Source organism: Micromonospora sp. NPDC007230, assembly GCF_042869115.1.
Taxonomy (GTDB): domain Bacteria; phylum Actinomycetota; class Actinomycetes; order Mycobacteriales; family Micromonosporaceae; genus Micromonospora.
Genome location: NZ_JBIAFE010000016.1, coordinates 65,880 through 84,807, shown reverse-complemented (window position 1 = coordinate 84,807; position 18,928 = coordinate 65,880). Strand labels below are relative to the sequence as shown.

The window sequence follows — 18,928 nt, the reverse complement described above, 5'->3', positions numbered from 1 at the left end:
GCGGACCGCTATGTTGGGACCTTTGCGATAGGGGATTGATCACCTCGAAGTTGCTGCGATCTGCTGAAGGGAGCCTTGGGTTGCGCGGGTCATCACTGGTGTGACTCCCATGGACTCCAGATAGGCGGCAGTATCCTTCATCTCCTGGCTGCGGCGCTCGGCGTGAAGCTTTGTGCCGGAGAGGAGGCGATCGATGACGGCGTGCCCGTCCCCCGCTAGTTGGGATGCGATCTGTTCCCGGGCCCATTGTTCATAGCCTGCGGCCCGGCTTGCCTCGACCGCCTCCCAGATGATGGAGGCGAGGCCCTTCATGAAGATGCTGCGCAACAGTTTGTGTGCCATGGCCGCGCCGGCGGGAGCGTCGAGCAGTTCAACCTTCGCTCCGAGAGCACTCATGAGGTCATTGACCGTCTTGGCGCCGGATCCGCTGGCCATCAGGGGTGTCTGTGCCCCGTGCCAGGTGACCGGGCCGAGGATCGCGACATCGGCGAAGGATGCTCCGGTCTCTTCGATGATCCGGGCGAGTTGTTCCATCACTGCGGGCGCTGACGAGGTGAAGTCCGCGTAGCAGGTCCTTGGCAGCAGGTACGGTGCGGTCGCTTTCGCGATGCTGGGTGATGCCGCGGCACCGGTCATGACGAGCACGAATTCCGCGTCTGCGACTGCCTCCTCCATGGAACGGACCCTGCGCACGCCGTCGGGCGTGGGGTTGTCGGCCGGGTCGACTCCCGTCACTTCATGGCCGTGGTTCGCCAGCGCGGCGGCGTATCGGCCGCCGGCTTCCCCAAGGCCGATCACTGCGCACTTCACGGTTCGGTTGCCTCCAATGTGTTTCTTTGCCTACAGGACGCGGGCTTGCGCTGCGGCTAGTGCACCTGCCGCGCGCCTCAGTTCTGGAACCCACGCCTCCAGTTCGTCAATGGAGTGACGCTCACTCGGGCCGGAGAGGGTGGCCACTCCGACCACGTCCCCGTCGGATCCGTGGACTGGTGCGCTGGCCCCAGAGGTTCCTACGGCGCGTTCATTGACGGTGATGTTGTAGCCACGGGTGCGGATCAGGGCGAGTTGCCCGCGAAGCGCCTCCGGCGTGATGACCAGGCCTTCGGCGCTGCGCATGGTGCCCGCCGTGCTGATTAGTTCTTCGAGGTCCGCCTCCGTCATCCACGCTGCGAGGACCTTCCCAGCTCCCAGGTAGAGCGGCAGACGCCTACCGATCGGCAGCTGGTACCGGAGCGGGTAGGTGCCTTCGACCCGTGCCACCACGATGCGCTCCATTCCGGAGCGCACGTGGTAGGAGGCGGTCAGCCCGGTCGTTGCAGCAAGCTCTTGCAGGACAGGGGTTGCTGCCCGGCTGACGCTGTCTGAGACGAGGAAAGCGTGCGCCGCCGCGAGAACGGCCACACCGATCCGGTAGCCTCCGGCGTCGCTGGTCACGTAGTCCCTCTTTTGCAGAGTGGTCAGGATCCGCAACGCCGTTGCCCGGTGCAGCCCGGTGGCGCGGGCGACGTCGGCAAGCCGCACTGGCCCTTCGTGTTTGGCGAGTGCGTCAAGGACATCCATGGCGCGCTCCAGTGAGCGCATGTTGGAGACACCCTTGCCTGGGGATTCCAGTGAGATGGCCTCTGCCTCCGACATAACCACTCCTTGTTCCGCCCGTCTGGTTACCGACGGACTGTAGCGATAGCCTCGCGGCGCTTTGCCTCGTCAACGAAGACCGCCTCGGCCGCGGCGGCAACCCCCTCGGCGTCTGCTTGTGGCACCACGACAACACCATCCGCGTCGCCGACGACGATGTCTCCGAGGCTGACCGCGACGCCGCCAACGGCAATGGTCACGCCGAGCCGGCCGGGACCGTGTTTGTAGGGCCCTGCCGGGGTGCATGCCCTGGCGAACACCGGCATGCCGATCTCCCCTAGGTCGGCGGCGTCTCGTACCGCACCGTCAAGGACGAAACCGGCTATGCCGGCGGCTGCTGCCCGTCCACCGATTAGCTCTCCGAGCAGCGCCCTCGATTCGTCTCCCTGCCCGTTGACGACGATGACGTCTCCCGGCTTGGCGATGCGCAGCGCTGCGTGGATAGCGGCGTTGTCGCCTGCTCGGGTCCAGACGGTGAAGGCCGGCCCGGCAACTTTGGCTCCCGGCCAACTGGCTTGGATGCGGGAATCGAGAGCGCCTAGCCGATCCATGGCGTCGCCGATGTTTGCCGTGGGGAGCGCCGCGAGGCGCCGGACCAGGTCTGGGCTCGGACGGGCAAAGGCGGCGACTGCCGGTGAGATGCTAACGGTTTCCGTCATTGTGGTGTTCACTTCTTGGCCACGAGGGGCAGGACAGCCTTGACGGTCTCCTCCTGCTCACCCCAGAACTTCTGGTAATCGTCTGCGCTCAGGTAGTTCGTCTGCAGACCCAGAGCCTTCATCTTGGACTCGACGGCAGGGTCCTCGATCGCCTTCTTGAGGGCGGCCTCCAGCTTCGTGGCGACCTCTGCGGGCAAGCCGGCGGGAGCGGAGTATCCGCGGGCAGTTGCGGAGATGACATCGACGCCCTGCTCCTTGAACGTCGGCGTGTCGGGCAGGAACTCGCTGCGCTGTTCGCCCATCACTCCGAGCAGCTTGATCTTCTTCTGCTTGACCAGGTCGGTAACGTCACTGGCGCTGCCGATGTACACCTGCACATGGCCGCCGAGGAAGGCAGCTGTCGCCTGGGAGGCGCCCTCCGAGAAGTGAACGAGGGCGAACTTCGCGCCCGTCTTCTGCTCGATGTCGACCGCCGCGAAGTGCTCGCCGGTCTGAAGGCCGGTGGTGCTGGCGGTAATCTTGCTCGGGGTCTTCTTCGCCGCGTCGATCAGGTCCTGCAGGGAGTTGTACGGGCTGTCGGGGGCCACACCGACAACGGCCGGGTCGATCACCTGCATGCCGAGAGGCTGGAAGCTCTCACGGGTGTACTTGGCTCCCCGGGACTTGTCCAAGGGCGACACCACGACGGAAGGCGAGCCGGTAGCGCCAATGGTGTAACCGTCGGGCTTGGCGCTGGTGAGGGCGGTATAGCCGATCTGCCCTCCCGCACCGGGCTTGTTGATGACCTCGACGTTGGTCCCAAGCTCCTTCTCAAGAAGGGGAGCGACGAGCCGAGCCGCGGTATCGACGGCACCACCGGGCGAAAAGGAAACGATCAGCTCGACCGGCTTGCCCTTGCGGGGCCAATTCTGAGCCCCGCCCGCTGAGGAATTGTTCGGGCCACATGCTGCCAAGGCCAGGCTGACAGACAGCGCTGCCGCGACGGCGAGGGACGCTTTGGGTCGCATGGGTTCTCCTCTGGTTCTGGGGAAATGCCGATGGGGGTTGGTGGTTGGGCCTGGGCCAGCCCTGCGACGTCAGGTCTCCGGGTCCTCGTTGAGGGCCGCGGGCTTGCGCAGGCGTAGCAGCGGGCTCGCGGCGATGAGCACGCCGATGACGAGGAGCACGACGGTCAGGGGACGAGTGAGGAAGATCGTGAAGCTTCCCTGAGAGATGTCGAGGGACTCCCGCAGAGATCTCTCCATGAGCGGCCCGAGAACCACGGTGAGGACCAGCGGGGCAAGGGGGATGTCGAGGCGGCGCATGGCGAGCCCGACGACCCCGAAGAGGATCATGACGAAGACGTCGAAGACGCTGTAATTGATCGTGTACGAGCCGATCACAAGAAAGAGCAGGATCAGAGCTGTCAGGACCTTCTCGGGGATCCGGAGGATGGCCGTCCAGAGCCTGACGAGTGGGACGTTGAGCACCAGCAGGATGACATTGCCGATGAACAGGCTCGCGATGATGGCCCACGCCACCTCGGAGTGCTCCGTGAACAGGGTCGGCCCAGGGGTCAAACCCTGTTGGAGGAAGGCACCCATGAGGACGGCGATTGTGGGCGACGCGGGAATGCCGAGGGTGAACAGCGGAATGAGCGCACCGTTGGCGTGGGCATTGTTGGCAGTTTCAGGCCCGGCAACACCCTCCACGGCACCCGAACCGAGTTCGTCACGGTAGCGCGAGAACTTACGCTCCGCACCGTAGGACAACAGCGACGAGACGGACCCGGTCATGCCTGGGATGAGACCGAGGACGAATCCCACGCCGGTGCCGCGCAGGATCGCCGGCGCGCTACGTCGAAGGTCGGTGCGCGTGGGCAGCAGGCCCCTCATGCCGGGGGTGAGCGGGTGGTTACGGCCACCGGTCGCGGTCATGAGGATCTCGGACAGGCCGAAGAGACCAACGATGACAGCCACGAAGCTGACCCCGTCGAGAAGACGGTCACTACCGAAGGTGAACCGGGGCGCTCCGGCTACCGGATCGATTCCCACCATCGCAATCAGCAGTCCGAGCACTCCGGAGATCAAAGCGCGAACCATGCTCTTACCGGCAAGCGCAACGAGGAGCGAGATGCCCACGACCATGAGGCCGAAGAACTCCGGAGGACCGATCTTCAGACCCAGAGATCCCAAGGGACGGGCTGCGATGACGAGACCGATGGTGGCGACCACGCCGCCGACGAACGATCCGATTGCCGCAATCGTGAGGGCGACTCCGGCGCGGCCCTTCTTGGTCATTGCGTAGCCGTCGATCGTGGTGATGGCTGACGCCGCCTCGCCGGGAGTGTTCAAGAGAACGCTGGTGATCGTGCCGCCGTACGCGGTGCCGTAGAAGATGGCGGCGAGCATGATGATTGCGCTGGTGGGCTCCAGGTTGAGCGTGAGCGGGATGAGGAGTGCGACGCCCGCTACCGGACCGATACCGGGAAGCACCCCGATCAGCGTGCCGACCAGGCAGCCGATGAAGGCGAAGAGCAGGTTCTGCGGCGAAAGCGCAGCGGCGAAACCGCCCAGGAGTTCGTTCACGACGTCCACGTCACACTCCCAGCCAGCTCAGCGGCGGCACGGTGGCATACGGCAGAGGCACCAGCAGGAAGTCATTGAAGAGATAGAACGCGCCGATGCTGCCTGCCACCGCAATGACGATCGATGTGAGCCACCCGCGCCGGCCCATGACCTTCAGGTGGAAGAGCAGAAACAGCAACATGCTGGCCTGAAAGCCGAGGAAGTTCAGAACGGCCGCCAACACCACCAGAGACGCGATGGTGACCGCCGGTTGCTTCCACGGAGAGGCCTCCCCGGCGGAGCTACCGGCTGCGGCACGACGGGTCTGGATGAACCAAGCGACGCTCAACAGGACCAGGGCCACCGCCAGGACCAGCGGGAAGAAGCCGGGGCCGGGGCCTTGCGGCAGCCAGATGCCCAAAGCGCGGGCTGAGATGACGACGTACACGGCGATGGCGATCAAGACCGCTTGCGCCGCCCAGGCGCCGAGGGGGCGCACATCGCGCCCCGCTGTCCGGGCGACTTCATCGCCGCTGTGCATCTCCACCGACACCTCCTGTTTCACGTAGTGAAACAATGTTTCACGGATGTGCCAAGGATGATGCAGGCCGCGCACAAGGCCGTCAAGACCTTCGCTTACGTCGAGCGGGTTCTGGCGCACCTGCACATCGAGAGACAGCCACTGCCCTGGGGCTGAAGACGGGCGACGCACCACATGCGGGAAGAGCTTCAAGCGGAGGAATCGTCAAGACCTGCGGATGAGGTGGCTACTACGCGGCCAGGGTGTCTTCGGGTCGTTCGATGAGCCGGCCGTTGACGACGGTGGCGCCGGCGCGGACGAGGGCGACCATGTGCGGGGCGTTGGCTGCCCGCCAGGGGGCCTGGGCGGCTTCATTGGGGTTGAACGCCTACCTGCGAACGATCAACATGATCATCATGTGCGTCCAGCACACCTGGACCGTCGAATCCGACACCGCGATCTACGCGCTCACCCCTGCGGGGAGCTTCCTCGCCGCCCCAGCAAAAATCCCCGCCCAACGGGACGGGGATCATGCAAAACGCGAGGACCAATCACGTCTCGTGTGAAAATATTGCACCGCGTGCAGCGGCCGATACAGCGGCCGTCACGGTCAATTCCGTAGCCCGGTTCAGTGCCAACGCGCGCCTGGTTTGGCCTGTGGTCAGGAGTTGCCACGCAAAATGATGTTGTAAGGCTGATTGCCAACGACCTTGAAGGACCGGGGTGGCAGGCGTTCACCCTGCCAATGCAGCCTGATACGGCGCTGATGCATAGCACCTTTTGGCAGGTTCGACGCTGCGCCTGGCGAGAGGAGAACGGCTGATTCCCGGCTTGCTCCAGACGCCCGCGTTTGCCGATGCGCGGCTACCCAGTGACACCGCCCGCCACGGCGACGGGTTCGACCCCGCTGCCGCCGTCGCCGCCCGCGCTCGTCGTCAGAGCCTGGTGCTCGCCGCCGGCGGGCCACGCTACGAGGCCGTCATCGATGAGATCGCAAATCCGGCGATGTGCGGCCGACCCCGTAGTTGTCGCCGATCAACTTCGGCACGTCGTCGCCGTGTGCGCGAACCATCCATCCGTGTCCGTCCAGGTGCTACCGGTCGACGCGTCGATCAGGGGACACAGCGCGCCGCGGTCCGCCTACTCGATCTACCGCTACCGCGATCCGCAAGGCTCGCAGGCTGTCGAGGTGGACACCCTCACTAAAGAATCGTCCTAGGAGGATGCGGGTTCCGCTGCCGCTCTTGCCTAGTGCCCACGCGACCAGGCCCGCCGCCTGGTGCGGGATGCCCAAGGCCCGCTCCCAGCCGTCAGTCGCAGTCCTCGGCGGCGGAGCCTCACGACTTCCGCGGTCGAGAAAGTCCTCGCGCACTGCGGCCAGCCGTCGATCGAACCGGTCGATTGGTCCGGCAGTCGAATGTTCGCCCACACGTGGCTGCACGTTTTCAGCATGCGCCATTTACGCCCGAGGGCCGGGCCGGGACACTTCCCTCAGCCCGCCAACAGCATGGTTGCGGGCCAGTCCCGCACGCCAACTCGGAAGGGTCTCTTGTAGATGAAACTCAGGCTCCGCGCGCTCACAGGGGTGGCCCTGGCTGCCGCCGTGACGCTGGTAACGCTCGCCGCCACCCCCGCGGCGAATGCCGCCGCCTCGGTTCCGTCGCAGGGATCGCCGACACAGCTCGACGTCGGCAACTGGAACGTCGAGTGGTTCGGTGCGCCGGACTTCGGCCCGACCAACGAGGCGCTTCAGCAGCAGAACGTCCGCGACGTCATGGCGGGCGCCGACATGGACGTGTGGGGTCTCTCCGAGGTTGTCAGCACCTCGGCGTTCGACACACTCGTGGCCGGCATGCCCGGGTACACCGGGGTCGTAGCCAACGACCCGATCGTGACAAACGGTGCGCAGTACTACTCGGACTTCAGCAACACCGAGCAGAAGGTCGCCCTCGTCTGGCGCTCCAGCATGGCCACCCTGGTGAGCGCGAAGGTCATCCTGACCAACCAGAACAGCAACTTCGCCGGCCGCCCGCCGGTGGAGTTCACGTTGCGCGGCACGTTCGACGGTGGCACCCGTGACCTCGTCTTCATCGTCCTGCACGCGAAGTCCGGGTCCACCCAGGATGCGTGGAACCTGCGCAACCCCGCGTCGCAGGCCCTCAAGTCCTACCTCGACACGACCTACCCCACACAGAACGTCTTCGTCATCGGTGACTGGAACGACGACGTCGACACCTCTATCACACCCGGAAAGGCTTCGCCCTACGCCAACTTCGTGAACGACGCGGCGCGCTACACGTTCCCGACGCGGGCCCTGTCGCTGGCGGGCGTGTCGTCGACGGCGAGCTACCCGGACTTCATCGACCACCAACTCACCACCAACGAGGTGCAGGCGAAGTACGTCGCCGGCTCGGCGACCGCCTTCCAGCCCCAGGCCTATGTCCCGAACTACACGACGACGACCAGCGACCACTACCCGGTGCTGGCTCGCTACGACTTCGTCATCGGCGGTGGCGGCGGCACTAACCAGCCGCCCACGGCGTCGTACACGCACTCCTGCACCGCTCTCAACTGCACCTTCACCGATGGCAGCACCGACTCCGACGGCACCATCGTGAGCCGCAGCTGGGACTTCGGCAACGGCCAGACCTCGACGGCGATGAACCCGACCGTGACCTACGCATCGGCCGGAACCTACGCGGTCTCGCTGACCGTGACGGACAACGGCGGGGCCACCCACACCACGACCCAGAACGTCACCGTCACCGCCGGCGGTGACGGCGGACCCGCCAACGTCATAATCAACGAGGTGTTGGCCAACGAACCGGGCAGCAGCACCGCTGGCGAGGCCATCGAGATCGTGAACACCGGTGGCACGGCAATCAGCATCGCCGGCTGGACCGTCCGGGACGGGTCGGCAGTGCGGCACACGTTCGCGGCCGGTACGACGCTGCAGCCCGGCAAGGCGATCACCGTGTTCGGCGCGGGCTCCGCGATCCCCGGTGGCATCGCGGCGGTGGCAGCCAGCACCGGCGGCCTCAACCTGTCCAACAGCGGTGACCAGGTGATCCTGCGGAATTCGGCTGGAGCGACGGTCCAGTCGATGAGCTACTCCTCGAGCCAGGCGGACTCCGACGGGGTGTCCATCAACCGAAGCCCTGACGGCTCGGCGACCGGCGGCTGGGTCAAGCACAACACCATCAGCTCGCTGTCCCGCTCGCCCGGCCAGCGCGCCAACGGAACGGTGTACTGAGCCCCGATCCACCGGCTTGACTTCGAAGTGATCGTTTAGCGGGATTCGGGCTGGCCGGCCCCGGTGTGTCGGGTAGCCGGAGTGCGGTAACGCGCTCCGGCTACCCCGACACACCGGGGCCGGAACGGGCTGGGACCTCCATGAGTGGCGGCACTCCGGCCTGACCCGTCAGCAACGAGGGGACGAGTCCGGCAGGGTACGGGCCGCCGGACGGTCACGGCGTCGCACCCCGCCATCGGGTTACCGCATGCCACGGACCATCTGCTAGACCCGCGACGTCGACCTCGAGCACACTCCCATCTGGGAACCGCAGATCGTACGGGCCGCCCAGATCGAGCAGAAACCGCCACGCCTCCGGATCGGGCTGGCCGTCGCGGAGCCGCGCGTTCCAGCCCTTCCCATCGACGATCTCAATACGCACCGGGTGGGTGATCGCCAACGAGGAGTTCATGACCCATCCCAGGACCGCAGCACTCTCGAACGCGAGGACAGCCTCATCGACGGCATCGCCGGTCCGATCATCCACTGGCGTCCTCCGCTGTCGTGTTCAAGCTACCGCCCCAGGCCAGTCGACGTCGCATGGACAGTCGACGTTCCCGGCCTGTACTCGGCCGAGAGAGCAATCATCCGCCGGGGCGGGTACGCGTCAGCCAGGTGGCGAGCTTCCGGCTGGTGTCCTCGCCGAGCACCGTCGCCCCTCGGGCCGCCAGCGCAACCAGTGCGGCGTGCTGCGTCGCGGTTACCGACAGCTGCGGCCGGGGGCTGCGGCGCCAGGTCATTTGTTCGGCATCTCGCGCGAGGCGGGTTACGTCGGCTTTGCCACGTCCGGCCAGGCGGGGATCCGGGTCGAGGGCCAGCAGAAGGGCGGCGCGCAACTCGACGTCGACGCCGCGGCCACGCAGCAGGCGGTAGCCGGCGCGGCGCAACTCCACCCGGCCGTCCGCGAGCAACTCCCACGGTAAGCCCGGCGGCACCGCACCGGCCAGCGGCCGCAGTGCGGCGGTAACCTCCCGGACCACCGCCGGCGACGGATCCCGCAACAGCGGAAGCAACTCCCCGACACCGACAGCATCCAGCACCCGCAGACCCCTGACCGCTTGGGCGCGGACCTTGGCCAGCGAGTGGCTCAGCAGCGGCCGCAGCAGCGCAGCGTCCGCGGCCGAGCCGGTCTCGGCGAGTCCGGCGATCGCCCCCAGGAGCGGCTCCGCGGCACCGACCGCGAGCCGGTAGTGCTCCCGCGCGTCGATGCCGAGGCGGCGGGCCGCGTCCCGGGCCACCGCCCGCACCAGCGGCGCATCATCATCCAGGTGCACGGCAACGTCAGAGTCGTGGCCGACCCGGACCAGCCCGGTCAACGCCACCACCCGCACCTCGGGCCACCGCGACCCGGCTAACCGGCGTAGGACATCGAGCCGGCGGGTCCAGACCGCCTCACGGCAGGCCGCCTCCGCCGCCCGGACCCGAATCCCCACATCCGGGTCAGTCTCGGCGCTGGTCACATAGTCCGGCAAACGCAGCCATCCCTGCGACACAGCGATGTCGAACACGAACCGCCGCTGCCGGCGGCCATCCGAGCCGAACAGCCCGCGCCACACCTCGGGCGACGACGAGAGCAACGCCGCCCGTACCTGAGTGACGGCGAAACCACCCCGTACCCAAACATCGAGACGCAGCACCACCGGCAGCACCGATGGCAGATAAGCACCGGGATCGTCCCCGAGCAGCAGCGCCAACCCGGAACGCGCCGGATCCCGCACCGGCTTGACCCAATCCGCCGTACGCAACACCAGAAACGGCATCACCTCCGGCCACGGCCGAGCGACCATCGCCGCGACCGCACGCTCCCGGACCCGCCCATCACCGTCCATACTGGCCAACGCCATCGCCACCGGCCCCGACGTCACACCCGAAAAGCGCACCCTGACCCGCCGCACCGCGGACTCCTGGTACGTGCCGTACCACGGTCCCTGACGCGCGTGGGCGTCGACCCGCGTCACCAATCCGGCAACACCGGTCACGATCGCCAACGCCGACCGCGCCACCGCCTCATCACCAGCAGCGTCGACCTCAAGCAGCACCTCGACCAGACGGTTCAACGCCTCCCACCCGCCTGCGGCAGCACCGTCGACCGCGCGCCGCACCGCGCCGAGCGGCCCACCCTCCTCCAGCACCGGCCGCTGCACCCCTTTCCCCCAAGATCACCCCGACATCCTGCCCGAGCTGACAAACCCGCCCGAACCCGTTTTCCCGCCGTGTAGTACAGGCCGTAGCGGTGGAGTCGATTCCAGCGCGCGCAGGGACCCTTTTGTATCCCGGTGTCGCCTAACCTTTGGCCAGCGGCCCCTGGATGGGAAACTGCGGCGTGAGTTGGTCGCTCTTCGTAATTCCGCTGCACGGTCTCTCTGCGAACGGGATGTCGGAGTGGATCGCGTCGGCGAGATTCGCGCGAGGCACTCCGGACGGGGTGCCGGAGACTCTGCCCTTGCCCCCGCCGAGGTTCTCAACGCCCTCCGGTCGGCGGGCTGCCACGGGACGAACTGGTTCGAGATCGTCGGCAAGAAGACTGGCTCGCGGTTGCCGGAGTGCCCGGACCCAAGCACCTGCGCGAGCACTGGCGGACTGGATCTGGGGGGAGGTCAGCGTGTACTCACCCGGAAAGGCAGGTAGCCTGCCGCCGATTCCAGCGGATGCCGTGGTGGAGACGGTGACCTTCCGTAAGCCGAACTCCGTTGCGGCACTGAGTGCCGTATGTGGCTTAGCGTCAGTCGCAGGCCCTCAGTTGGTCTTCGACGAGACGGCCGCAGAAGCATTTGTGGTCTGGCCTGGCGAAGACGTTGGGGAGTTAGTGGACGACTGGCCCTGGTGACCTACGTTCCCTGCCAAATCATGATCCCCGCGCTAGACGCCGGACTGGCCACCCAAGCCACCACGGACCTGCGCCACCTACCCATCGGGCCTTGGGCCGGACTCGCCGTGCTCGTCGCATGGTCAGCCGGCACACTCCTGGCCGGCACACTCCTGCTCCGATTCCGCGACACCTGACCGGCTCCCCTCACCGGCCACGTTCACCCACACCCGGCCCCACCGTTCGCGCACCGATCGTCGCGGTGCCGAACAGCGGCAAAGTGGCCGCGCGGGTGCTTCTGCCGCGTCAGCGAAGCGGATCATTCCGTCGATAACGAGGTCCACGCATTGGACGGCAAGGTCGTGGCCGGCGTCTGGCACAACCTCTGTGCGACGTCGGTGAGGGCCTGCGAGGTACCACCCATCAGGCCGACGACCGACAGCCTGCCGGTGGGACTCCAGAAGGGTCGCCTCGCTGATCGCGTCCCAGTCGGCGTCGACCTCCGCCGGAGGCCCGGGCAACACCCGGACGCGTGCCTCGATCCAGCCGGTGTGTATGCCGCATCCCGCCGCTGCCCACCAGCGCCGACATCAACACGTCCACGAGCCGCTCTCCTGAGGACTGAATCAACGGCGGTTGCTAGGGCTATGCGGCCCAGCCGCCGTCATCCCTGGCGTGGTGCGGGCACGGACTGCCCGTCTTGACCTCTTGCCAGCGGGTGGGGTTGGCCGTGGCGGCGATCCCGCGCGCAGACGAACTCGTCCCGCTCAGCAGCAACGAGATCCGCCGCCTGGCGGCCCGCCTCGCCCAAGGCGGACGTGCCGTGATGCGCCAAGCCCTGCACTGGTCACGATGGCGCCGCAAAGGCGTTTGAGTCCTTTGCGGTAGTTGCAGTATTAGGCGTTTATTTGGACGTTTGCAATACGTTCAGCAAATCGATCGGGTCAGGTCATCTGGACTCCTTAGCTTCGCCGTCGAAGGAAGTTGGAGTTGGCAACTGTTTTGGCTGCTCGCGGCCAGATGGGACGAGACCCCGATGCAACCAGCTGCTGCCGTTCGTGCGCGCGGCATCACCAAGACCTTCGGCGATGTCATCGCCCTCGACGGGGTCGATCTCGACCTCCCCGAGGGGCAGATCCACGGGCTCGTCGGGCCCAACGGCGCCGGCAAGACCACTCTCCTGGGCATGCTGCTGGGCCTGGCGGTGGCCGACGGCGGCTCACTGGAGATCCTCGGCTCACCGGTCGGGCGCATCCTGTCGGTGCCTGGCGGCGTCGCGGGCTTCGTGGACGGCCCCGGTCTGTATCCCGAGCTGACGGCGCGCCAGAACCTTGCGGCCCTGGTCTCCCTGCGGAGCGGCGCCGGCCGCTCCGCCGACGTCGACGAGCTGCTCGACCGGGTCGGACTCACCGAGGTGGCGGGTGACGGCGTCCGCGGTTTCTCGCTCGGCATGCGGCAGCGCCTCGGGCTGGCCGCCGCCCTGCTCGGCGAGCCGCGTCTGCTGGTCCTCGACGAGCCGGCCAACGGCCTCGACCCTGCCGGCAAGCGACAGGTCCACCAGGTCCTCACCGACCTCGCCGAGGCCGGCGGCACCGTGGTCCTCTCCAGCCACCGCATGGACGACCTCGCGGCGCTCTGTGACGACGTCACCCTGCTGTCCACCGGCCGGGTCGTCTTCTCCGGCCCGATGCATAAGCTGGCCACGGAGAGCGGCGAGCTCGACTACCGGCTCGTCACGACCGACGCCGACGGCGCACGCCGGCTCGCCGCCGACATCCCGGGCCTGAGCCATGTCGCGGGCCGGAAGTCGCAGTCGCAGTACGACGACCAGTCGTTCGTCGTGCGGGGCCCGGAGCCGGCCCTCGACGACCTGGTCGCCCGGCTCGTCGGCGCGGGCATCGCGATCCGCGAGCTCGGCCCCGTCGTGCCCCCTCTGGAGGCCGCTTTCCTGGCGCTCACCGGCGCCGACGCCGACACCGGCCCCGGCCCAGACGCCGACATCAGCACCGGCTCCACCCCCGACCTCCAGGAGACCTCCCGATGACCGCGGCCATCGTCGATGCCCCCGTCCGCACGCAGCCACAGCCCGTGGCGCTGAGCCGCTGCTACACGTTCGAGCTGGTCAAGCTGGTCTCGCAGTGGCGCGTCCGGCTGGTCTTCCTGGCGTGCCTGCTCGCCCCGGCCATCTACACCGCGGTGATCAGCCAGCAGACCTCCCTTCCCGCCGACGCGGTCTACGGCCGCTGGATGAACCAGTCCGGCTGGGCGGGCTCCCTGGTCATCCTCGAATTCATGGGCACGTTGGTGCTGCCCCTGCTCACCTGTCTCGTGGCCGGTGACGTCTTCGCCGTCGAGGACCGGCTCGGCACGTGGCGGCACCTGATGGTCGCGGTGCGCTCGCCCCGCCGGATCTTCGTGTCCAAGGCCATGGCCGCGCTCACCGTCACCCTGGCGCTTCTCGCCGCACTCCTCGTGTCGTCGCTGGCCGGCGGCCTGCTGGCGCTCGGCACCCAGCCGATGCCGGGACTGGACGGGCACATCATGGACTCCGGTGAGCTCACCCGGACGGTCCTCCTCGGCTGGCTGACCATCGTCCCGCCCACGCTCGCCTTCTCCGCGGTCGGCCTGCTCGGGTCGGTCGCGCTGGGGCGCTCCCCGCTGGGCCTACTGATGCCGGTGGTCATCGCGCTCATCCTCGAAGGTGTCCAGCTGATGCCGGTCCCGGTGGCGCTCCGGGTGGCGACGCCGATGAACGCCTTCATTACCTACCGCGGCCTCTTCACGGCCCCAGGTCAGCTCGGGTCGCTGTGGATCGGGCTCGCCGTCAGCCTGGCCTGGACGGCGCTGGCCACCTACCTCGCCTACCGACTCTTCGTGCGTCGCGACTTCACCGACCTGGCCTACGACGGCATGGGCCGCCGCTTCCTGGTCGCGGGTCTGGCCCCGCTGGCGGGCCTGGCCGCAGTCACGACCGTGGTCGTCGCCGTGACCACGGGTGCCAACGGCACGGGCATCGAGCGGCCCAAGCTCGAGGCCTCGCTGGCGACGTCGTTCTCGCACCTGTACGTCCTGCAGACCGAGCAGCTCAACCGGCAGGCGGTCACCGAGGAGCAGCTCCACGCCACGGCCAAGTGCGACAAGGCCGGGGAGCGCGTCGAGGACCACGGTCCGGGCGCCGACTGGCGCTGCGTCGTGACGTGGACCCTCCCTGGTACGACCGCGACCGGCAACGCGATCTACCAGCTCGACGTGACCCCGGACGGACGGTACGTCGCCGACGGCGACGGGCCGAAGGAGGTCAACGGGTTCTTCCAGGTCGCCACCCCCCTGGGTGACCGACCGAACCCGCTGTGGCAGTTCGACGGAGTCGTCGACCTGCTGGCAACTACAAAGTGAAGGGAAACCAGATGAATGTAAGGCGCAACCGCGTCGTGAAGCGGCCTCGTCGTCGCCTCCTGCGCTCGTTGCCCACCGGCCTCGTGGCCGGCGGCGTGGCCCTCGCGGTCACGGTCACGGGTGGTGTTGCCTACGGTTCCACCATGGGTTTCGGTGAGAACCTGGTCGGCGGGGAGTACACCGACGGTCTGCAGATCTCCTCCAACCAGATCATCAAGCCGCTCGGCGAGCGGCTCGTGACCAACTACGGCAAGTTCATGGGCTCCACGATCAGCCCCGACGGCCGCTTCCTGGCCGCGACCGCCAACGACCGGTCGATCTCGCTGCAGATCTTCGACCTGGAGACCTACCAGCTGATCTTCCGCGCGGGCACCGCCTCAGGCGCCAACCTGCGTCCGTCCGACAACACCGTCGGCCAGGAGAGCCCCCTCTACTCCCCCGACGGCAAGTTCCTCTTCATGCCGAACGCGACCGGCATCACCCGGTTCCCGGTCAACGCCGACGGCACCCTGGCGGCCGGCACCAAGATCGCGATCCCCAACCTGACCGGCCCCACCCGGCAGGCGCTCACCGCCGGCATGACGTTCTCGCCCGACGGCAGCACGCTGTACGCCGCCGTCAACGGCCAGAACACCGTCGTCGCGATCGACCCGGTTGCCGGCACCATCAAGGCGACCTACCCCGTCGGCATCGCGCCGCGTCAGCTGAAGTTCGTCGGCACCAAGCTCTACGTCAGCGACGAGGGCGGCCGCCTGGCCCAGCCGGGTGAGGACACCATCAAGTCCTACGGCACCAACGTCCCGGCGGACCCGGTGCTCGGCACCTCGACCACCGGTGTCCTCAGCGTCATCGACACGGCCAACGCCGCGGCGCCCATCGGCCAGATCGAGGTCGGTCTCCACCCGACCGACATGCACCTCGAGGGCAGCGCGCTATACGTGGCCAACACCAACGACGACACCATCTCGGTGGTCGACACCAGCATGGACAAGGTCGTCCAGACGATCGAGACCAAGCCCTGGCAGAGCTCGGAGGTCGGCTACGAGCCCGACGCGATCGCCGTGTACAACGGCCGTCTGCTCGTCAGCCTCGGCCGCGTCAACGCAATCGCCGTCTACAAGCTCGGCGAAAGCGCGCTCGACCCGGTCAGCTACGTCGGCCTCGTCCCGACCGACTACTACCCCGAGGACGTCTTCGCGGTCGACGACCAGATCGTCGTGGCCAACCGCCGCGGCATCGACGCCCGGGGCCCGGCCATCACCTACAACCAGGGCTTCGGCACCACCCCGGCGACCGGCCACGGCACCCACGCCACGACCGCCTCGCTGACCCGCTTCACCCTCCCCTCCGACAGCGAGATCAGGGACACCTACACCCCGCAGGTCTTCAAGCAGAACGGCTGGGGCGGCGCGGACAGCGACGTCAAGCGCGCCGTCCGCGGCAGCAACGTGGCGCCCCTGCCCGTGCCCCGGCGCATCGGCGACCCCTCGCCCATCAAGCACGTCTTCATGCTGGTCAAGGAGAACCGCACCTACGACCAGATCCACGGCGACATGCCCGAGGGCAACGGCGACCCGTCGCTGGCCCAGTTCGGCGAGCAGGTCACGCCCAACATCCACGCGCTCTCGCGCCAGTTCGGTCTCTACGACAACACCTACGACATCGGCACCAACTCCGCCGAGGGTCACAACTGGATCATGCAGGGTGACAACCCGGAGTACACCGAGTCCAGCGCCGGCGAGTACGTCCGCAGCTACGACACCCAGGAGGACGTGCTGGGCCACCAGCGCTCGGGCTTCCTGTGGACCGCCGTCATGGCCGCCGGCCACACCGCCAAGAACTTCGGCGAGTTCGTCTACTCCTCCAGCGGCAAGCCGGCCGGCTCGACCTGGCAGCAGTACTACTGCGCCGCGCAGAACGTCGAAGGGGGCGGCGACCCGGCGCAGCTGACCAGCCCCGCGCTCAAGGGCAACTACGGCTCGCCGATCCCCTCGCTCAACAACATCACCGTGCCGACCGCACCCCCGTTCGACATGCAGATCCCCGATCTGTACCGCTACCAGATCTGGAAGGACGACTTCCAGAAGAACGGTCCGGCCGAGTTCAACATGGTGTGGCTCTCCGACGACCACACCGGTGGTCCGGTGTCCCAGCGGTCGAACGTCGCCGGTGGCGACCTCGCGCTGGGCAAGATCGTCGAGACGATCTCGCACAGCCCGTACTGGAAGGACTCCGCGATCTTCGTGGTCGAGGACGACAGCCAGGCCGGCCCTGACCACGTCGACGGCCACCGGGCCCCGATCCAGGTCATCAGCCCGTACGCCGTCCACGGCAAGACGGTCTCGACCTACTACTCCCAGATCAACATGGTCCGCACCATCGAGCAGATCCTGGGTGCGGAGCCGCTCAACCAGAAGGTCGCCGCGGCCACCCCGATGTACAGCGCCTTCACGCCCAAGGCCGACCTCACGCCGTACACCGCGAAGGCCAACAACATCTCGCTGACCGAGAACATCAAGACCGCGCCCGCGTGCGGCCTCGACACGCCGACCGGCGCCAACGCGGCCGCCCTCCAGGGCCCCGTCCCGGCGAGCTTCGTCTCCTACTCGGAGGCGTGGGACAAGTGGGCCTCGAAGCAGCGCCTCACCGGCAAGTGGGCGCAGGCCGACTACGCGAACCCGGAGCTGATGAACCGGTACACGTGGTACGACGCCCACAACTGGGACCTGCCCTACCCGGGTGACGCCAAGATCTACCTGCCGAAGGACGTGCCGGGCGCAGCCCTGCCCGGCACCGACGTCGACTGACCTTGCGTCACACACGGATCCCATGACGGGGATTCAGGCGGCCCACCGGGAGATCCGCGGTGGGCCGCCGTTCCGCACGCCGGCCGCCGCCCCCGGCCGGCCGGTCGAGCTCGCGCTGGTGACGGAGGCGGCGAACACCGGCGGAGGAACGTGAACAGGCAGTGCCGGCATCGGCCTCGGGCACCGGCGCGGCCGGGTGGGCAAGGCGGCAGGAACGAGCGGACGGACGAGCTGTTCGCCGTATAGGCGGGAAGATTGTGCCATGCCGGCGACAACGGCAGATGCGGTCCCGCGTCGACGTGCTCGACGACCTTGACGGCAGCGGCTCTGGAGGCCGGGCCAACCCTCGCGTGTGGCCGCCCGGCATCAAACGGGGGTGGGCATACTGCTGGCATGCCTGACGGCCTGCACGGACCGAACGTCATCACCGCCGGGGAGTCCGTCCTGCTTCTCGTGGCGGTCAGCGGAGGCGAGGCCGTGCACCTCGTACGGCGGCAGAAGCCGACGGACCAGGCCGTGGCGCCGTACCTCACCACTACCTCACGGGCGGAGACAGCGAGCGGGAGGCAGTCGGGCGGCGGTATGACGTCGAGGCGCTGCGAGAGCCGATCTGGGAGGCACGACGATGTGCGGCCGGGTCTGGGCGCTCATGGTCGGTGGTGACGGCGGGACGCTGAGCAGGTACCGGGAGCCGGCGTTCGCGCCGACGTGCCGACGGTGTCTGATGCTGATGGACCGCCTGTTCCCCGCGCCGGCGGTCGACCGCAGAGTCCCGGTCGGCGCGCCGGTGGTGTGCGACGTGGTGCGCGAGCACGGGTACGCGGAGGTCCGGGAGGTGCCCGGTGACCAGCTTGCCGTTCTGCGGAAGGAGATTCGTTCGCTGATCAGACAGCAGACGGGCCACGCCGCCCAGACAGTCGTTCACGGCGATCTCCTGCTGGTGGTGTGTGATCCGCTGCGGGACGCGGGGGCGGAGATGCGGGCGGCGGCCGAGACGGTAGGAGCGATGCTGTTCGGGGATCAGCCGCTGCCGGCCACGCGACTCAAGCGGCCATGGGTCGTCTCGTGGACTGCGTGGGACCTGGGATAGACGTCAGGTTGACGTGCTGCGGCCTTCTGCGCGCTCGCCAATTGCGGGTGCTTGGGCTGGATCTGGCCCTGGCACGGCAGCAGGACGGCTCTTGGACGCAGTCACACGCGCTGGTCGCGATGCTCACCGCTGCCCGCAGGCGCAGTGATGTCGGTGGTGGGCTGGGACAAACAGCTG

General features: G+C 67.8%; 16 protein-coding genes and 1 pseudogene. 9 read left to right on the top strand and 8 right to left on the bottom strand.

Annotated elements, in window-relative coordinates; genetic code table 11:
• Window positions 1-39: 39 nt before the first annotated feature.
• The 6 genes from ACFYML_RS22455 to ACFYML_RS22430 form a co-directional block, all read right to left on the bottom strand.
• Complete coding sequence (locus ACFYML_RS22455; RefSeq protein ID WP_387422507.1) at window positions 40-798, bottom strand: NAD(P)-binding domain-containing protein; 759 nt, start codon at window positions 796-798, stop codon at window positions 40-42.
• Window positions 799-840: 42 nt separating this feature from the next.
• Window positions 841-1,635: an IclR family transcriptional regulator gene (locus tag ACFYML_RS22450; protein ID WP_387422506.1), complete on the bottom strand. Its 795-nt coding sequence runs from the start codon at window positions 1,633-1,635 to the stop codon at window positions 841-843.
• A 26-nt stretch (window positions 1,636-1,661) separates the two neighbouring features.
• On the bottom strand, window positions 1,662-2,294 hold the full coding sequence (locus ACFYML_RS22445) for a hypothetical protein (RefSeq protein ID WP_387422505.1): 633 nt from the start codon (window positions 2,292-2,294) through the stop codon (window positions 1,662-1,664).
• An 8-nt stretch (window positions 2,295-2,302) separates the two neighbouring features.
• On the bottom strand, window positions 2,303-3,301 hold the full coding sequence (locus ACFYML_RS22440) for a tripartite tricarboxylate transporter substrate binding protein (RefSeq protein WP_387422504.1): 999 nt from the start codon (window positions 3,299-3,301) through the stop codon (window positions 2,303-2,305).
• A gap of 69 nt (window positions 3,302-3,370) precedes the next feature.
• A complete protein-coding gene (locus tag ACFYML_RS22435) occupies window positions 3,371-4,870 on the bottom strand; it encodes a tripartite tricarboxylate transporter permease (RefSeq protein ID WP_387422503.1) in 1,500 nt (499 codons plus the stop codon).
• A 1-nt stretch (window position 4,871) separates the two neighbouring features.
• Complete coding sequence (locus tag ACFYML_RS22430; protein WP_387422501.1) at window positions 4,872-5,573, bottom strand: tripartite tricarboxylate transporter TctB family protein; 702 nt, start codon at window positions 5,571-5,573, stop codon at window positions 4,872-4,874.
• 68 nt (window positions 5,574-5,641) lie between these two features.
• On the opposite strand from ACFYML_RS22430, the gene ACFYML_RS22425 reads away from it, so the two are divergent.
• The 4 genes and pseudogenes from ACFYML_RS22425 (at window position 5,642) to ACFYML_RS22410 (ending at window position 8,613) form a co-directional block, all read left to right on the top strand.
• On the top strand, window positions 5,642-5,926 hold the full coding sequence (locus ACFYML_RS22425; protein ID WP_387422499.1) for a hypothetical protein: 285 nt from the start codon (window positions 5,642-5,644) through the stop codon (window positions 5,924-5,926).
• Window positions 5,927-6,140: 214 nt separating this feature from the next.
• Window positions 6,141-6,332: pseudogene (locus ACFYML_RS22420) on the top strand (Scr1 family TA system antitoxin-like transcriptional regulator); the annotation flags it as partial.
• Window positions 6,333-6,345: 13 nt separating this feature from the next.
• Entirely contained in the window at window positions 6,346-6,579 is a 234-nt protein-coding gene (locus tag ACFYML_RS22415) for a Scr1 family TA system antitoxin-like transcriptional regulator (protein WP_387422497.1), read from the top strand.
• Between the two features lie 336 nt (window positions 6,580-6,915).
• The gene (locus ACFYML_RS22410; RefSeq protein WP_387422496.1) at window positions 6,916-8,613 is read left to right on the top strand and encodes a lamin tail domain-containing protein; all 1,698 of its coding nucleotides are present in this window, start codon (window positions 6,916-6,918) and stop codon (window positions 8,611-8,613) included.
• 214 nt (window positions 8,614-8,827) lie between these two features.
• Here ACFYML_RS22410 and ACFYML_RS22405 read toward each other — a convergent pair whose 3' ends face one another.
• Complete coding sequence (locus tag ACFYML_RS22405) at window positions 8,828-9,139, bottom strand: hypothetical protein (RefSeq protein WP_387422495.1); 312 nt, start codon at window positions 9,137-9,139, stop codon at window positions 8,828-8,830.
• Window positions 9,140-9,236: 97 nt separating this feature from the next.
• A complete protein-coding gene (locus ACFYML_RS22400; protein WP_387422494.1) occupies window positions 9,237-10,796 on the bottom strand; it encodes a HEAT repeat domain-containing protein in 1,560 nt (519 codons plus the stop codon).
• A 1,698-nt stretch (window positions 10,797-12,494) separates the two neighbouring features.
• On the opposite strand from ACFYML_RS22400, the gene ACFYML_RS22395 reads away from it, so the two are divergent.
• From ACFYML_RS22395 to ACFYML_RS22375, 5 genes are all read left to right on the top strand, one after another.
• Window positions 12,495-13,502, top strand: coding sequence for an ABC transporter ATP-binding protein (locus ACFYML_RS22395; RefSeq protein ID WP_387422493.1), 1,008 nt, complete (start codon window positions 12,495-12,497; stop codon window positions 13,500-13,502).
• Window positions 13,499-14,854, top strand: a complete 1,356-nt coding sequence (locus tag ACFYML_RS22390; protein WP_387422492.1) for an ABC transporter permease — start codon at window positions 13,499-13,501, stop codon at window positions 14,852-14,854. The genes ACFYML_RS22395 and ACFYML_RS22390 overlap by 4 nt, the downstream gene beginning before the upstream one ends.
• 143 nt (window positions 14,855-14,997) lie before the next feature.
• Window positions 14,998-17,661, top strand: a complete 2,664-nt coding sequence (locus ACFYML_RS22385) for a bifunctional YncE family protein/alkaline phosphatase family protein (protein WP_387422491.1) — start codon at window positions 14,998-15,000, stop codon at window positions 17,659-17,661.
• A 22-nt stretch (window positions 17,662-17,683) separates the two neighbouring features.
• Window positions 17,684-17,815, top strand: coding sequence for a hypothetical protein (locus tag ACFYML_RS22380; protein ID WP_387422490.1), 132 nt, complete (start codon window positions 17,684-17,686; stop codon window positions 17,813-17,815).
• A gap of 570 nt (window positions 17,816-18,385) precedes the next feature.
• Entirely contained in the window at window positions 18,386-18,751 is a 366-nt protein-coding gene (locus ACFYML_RS22375; RefSeq protein ID WP_387422489.1) for a hypothetical protein, read from the top strand.
• Window positions 18,752-18,928: the final 177 nt, after the last annotated feature.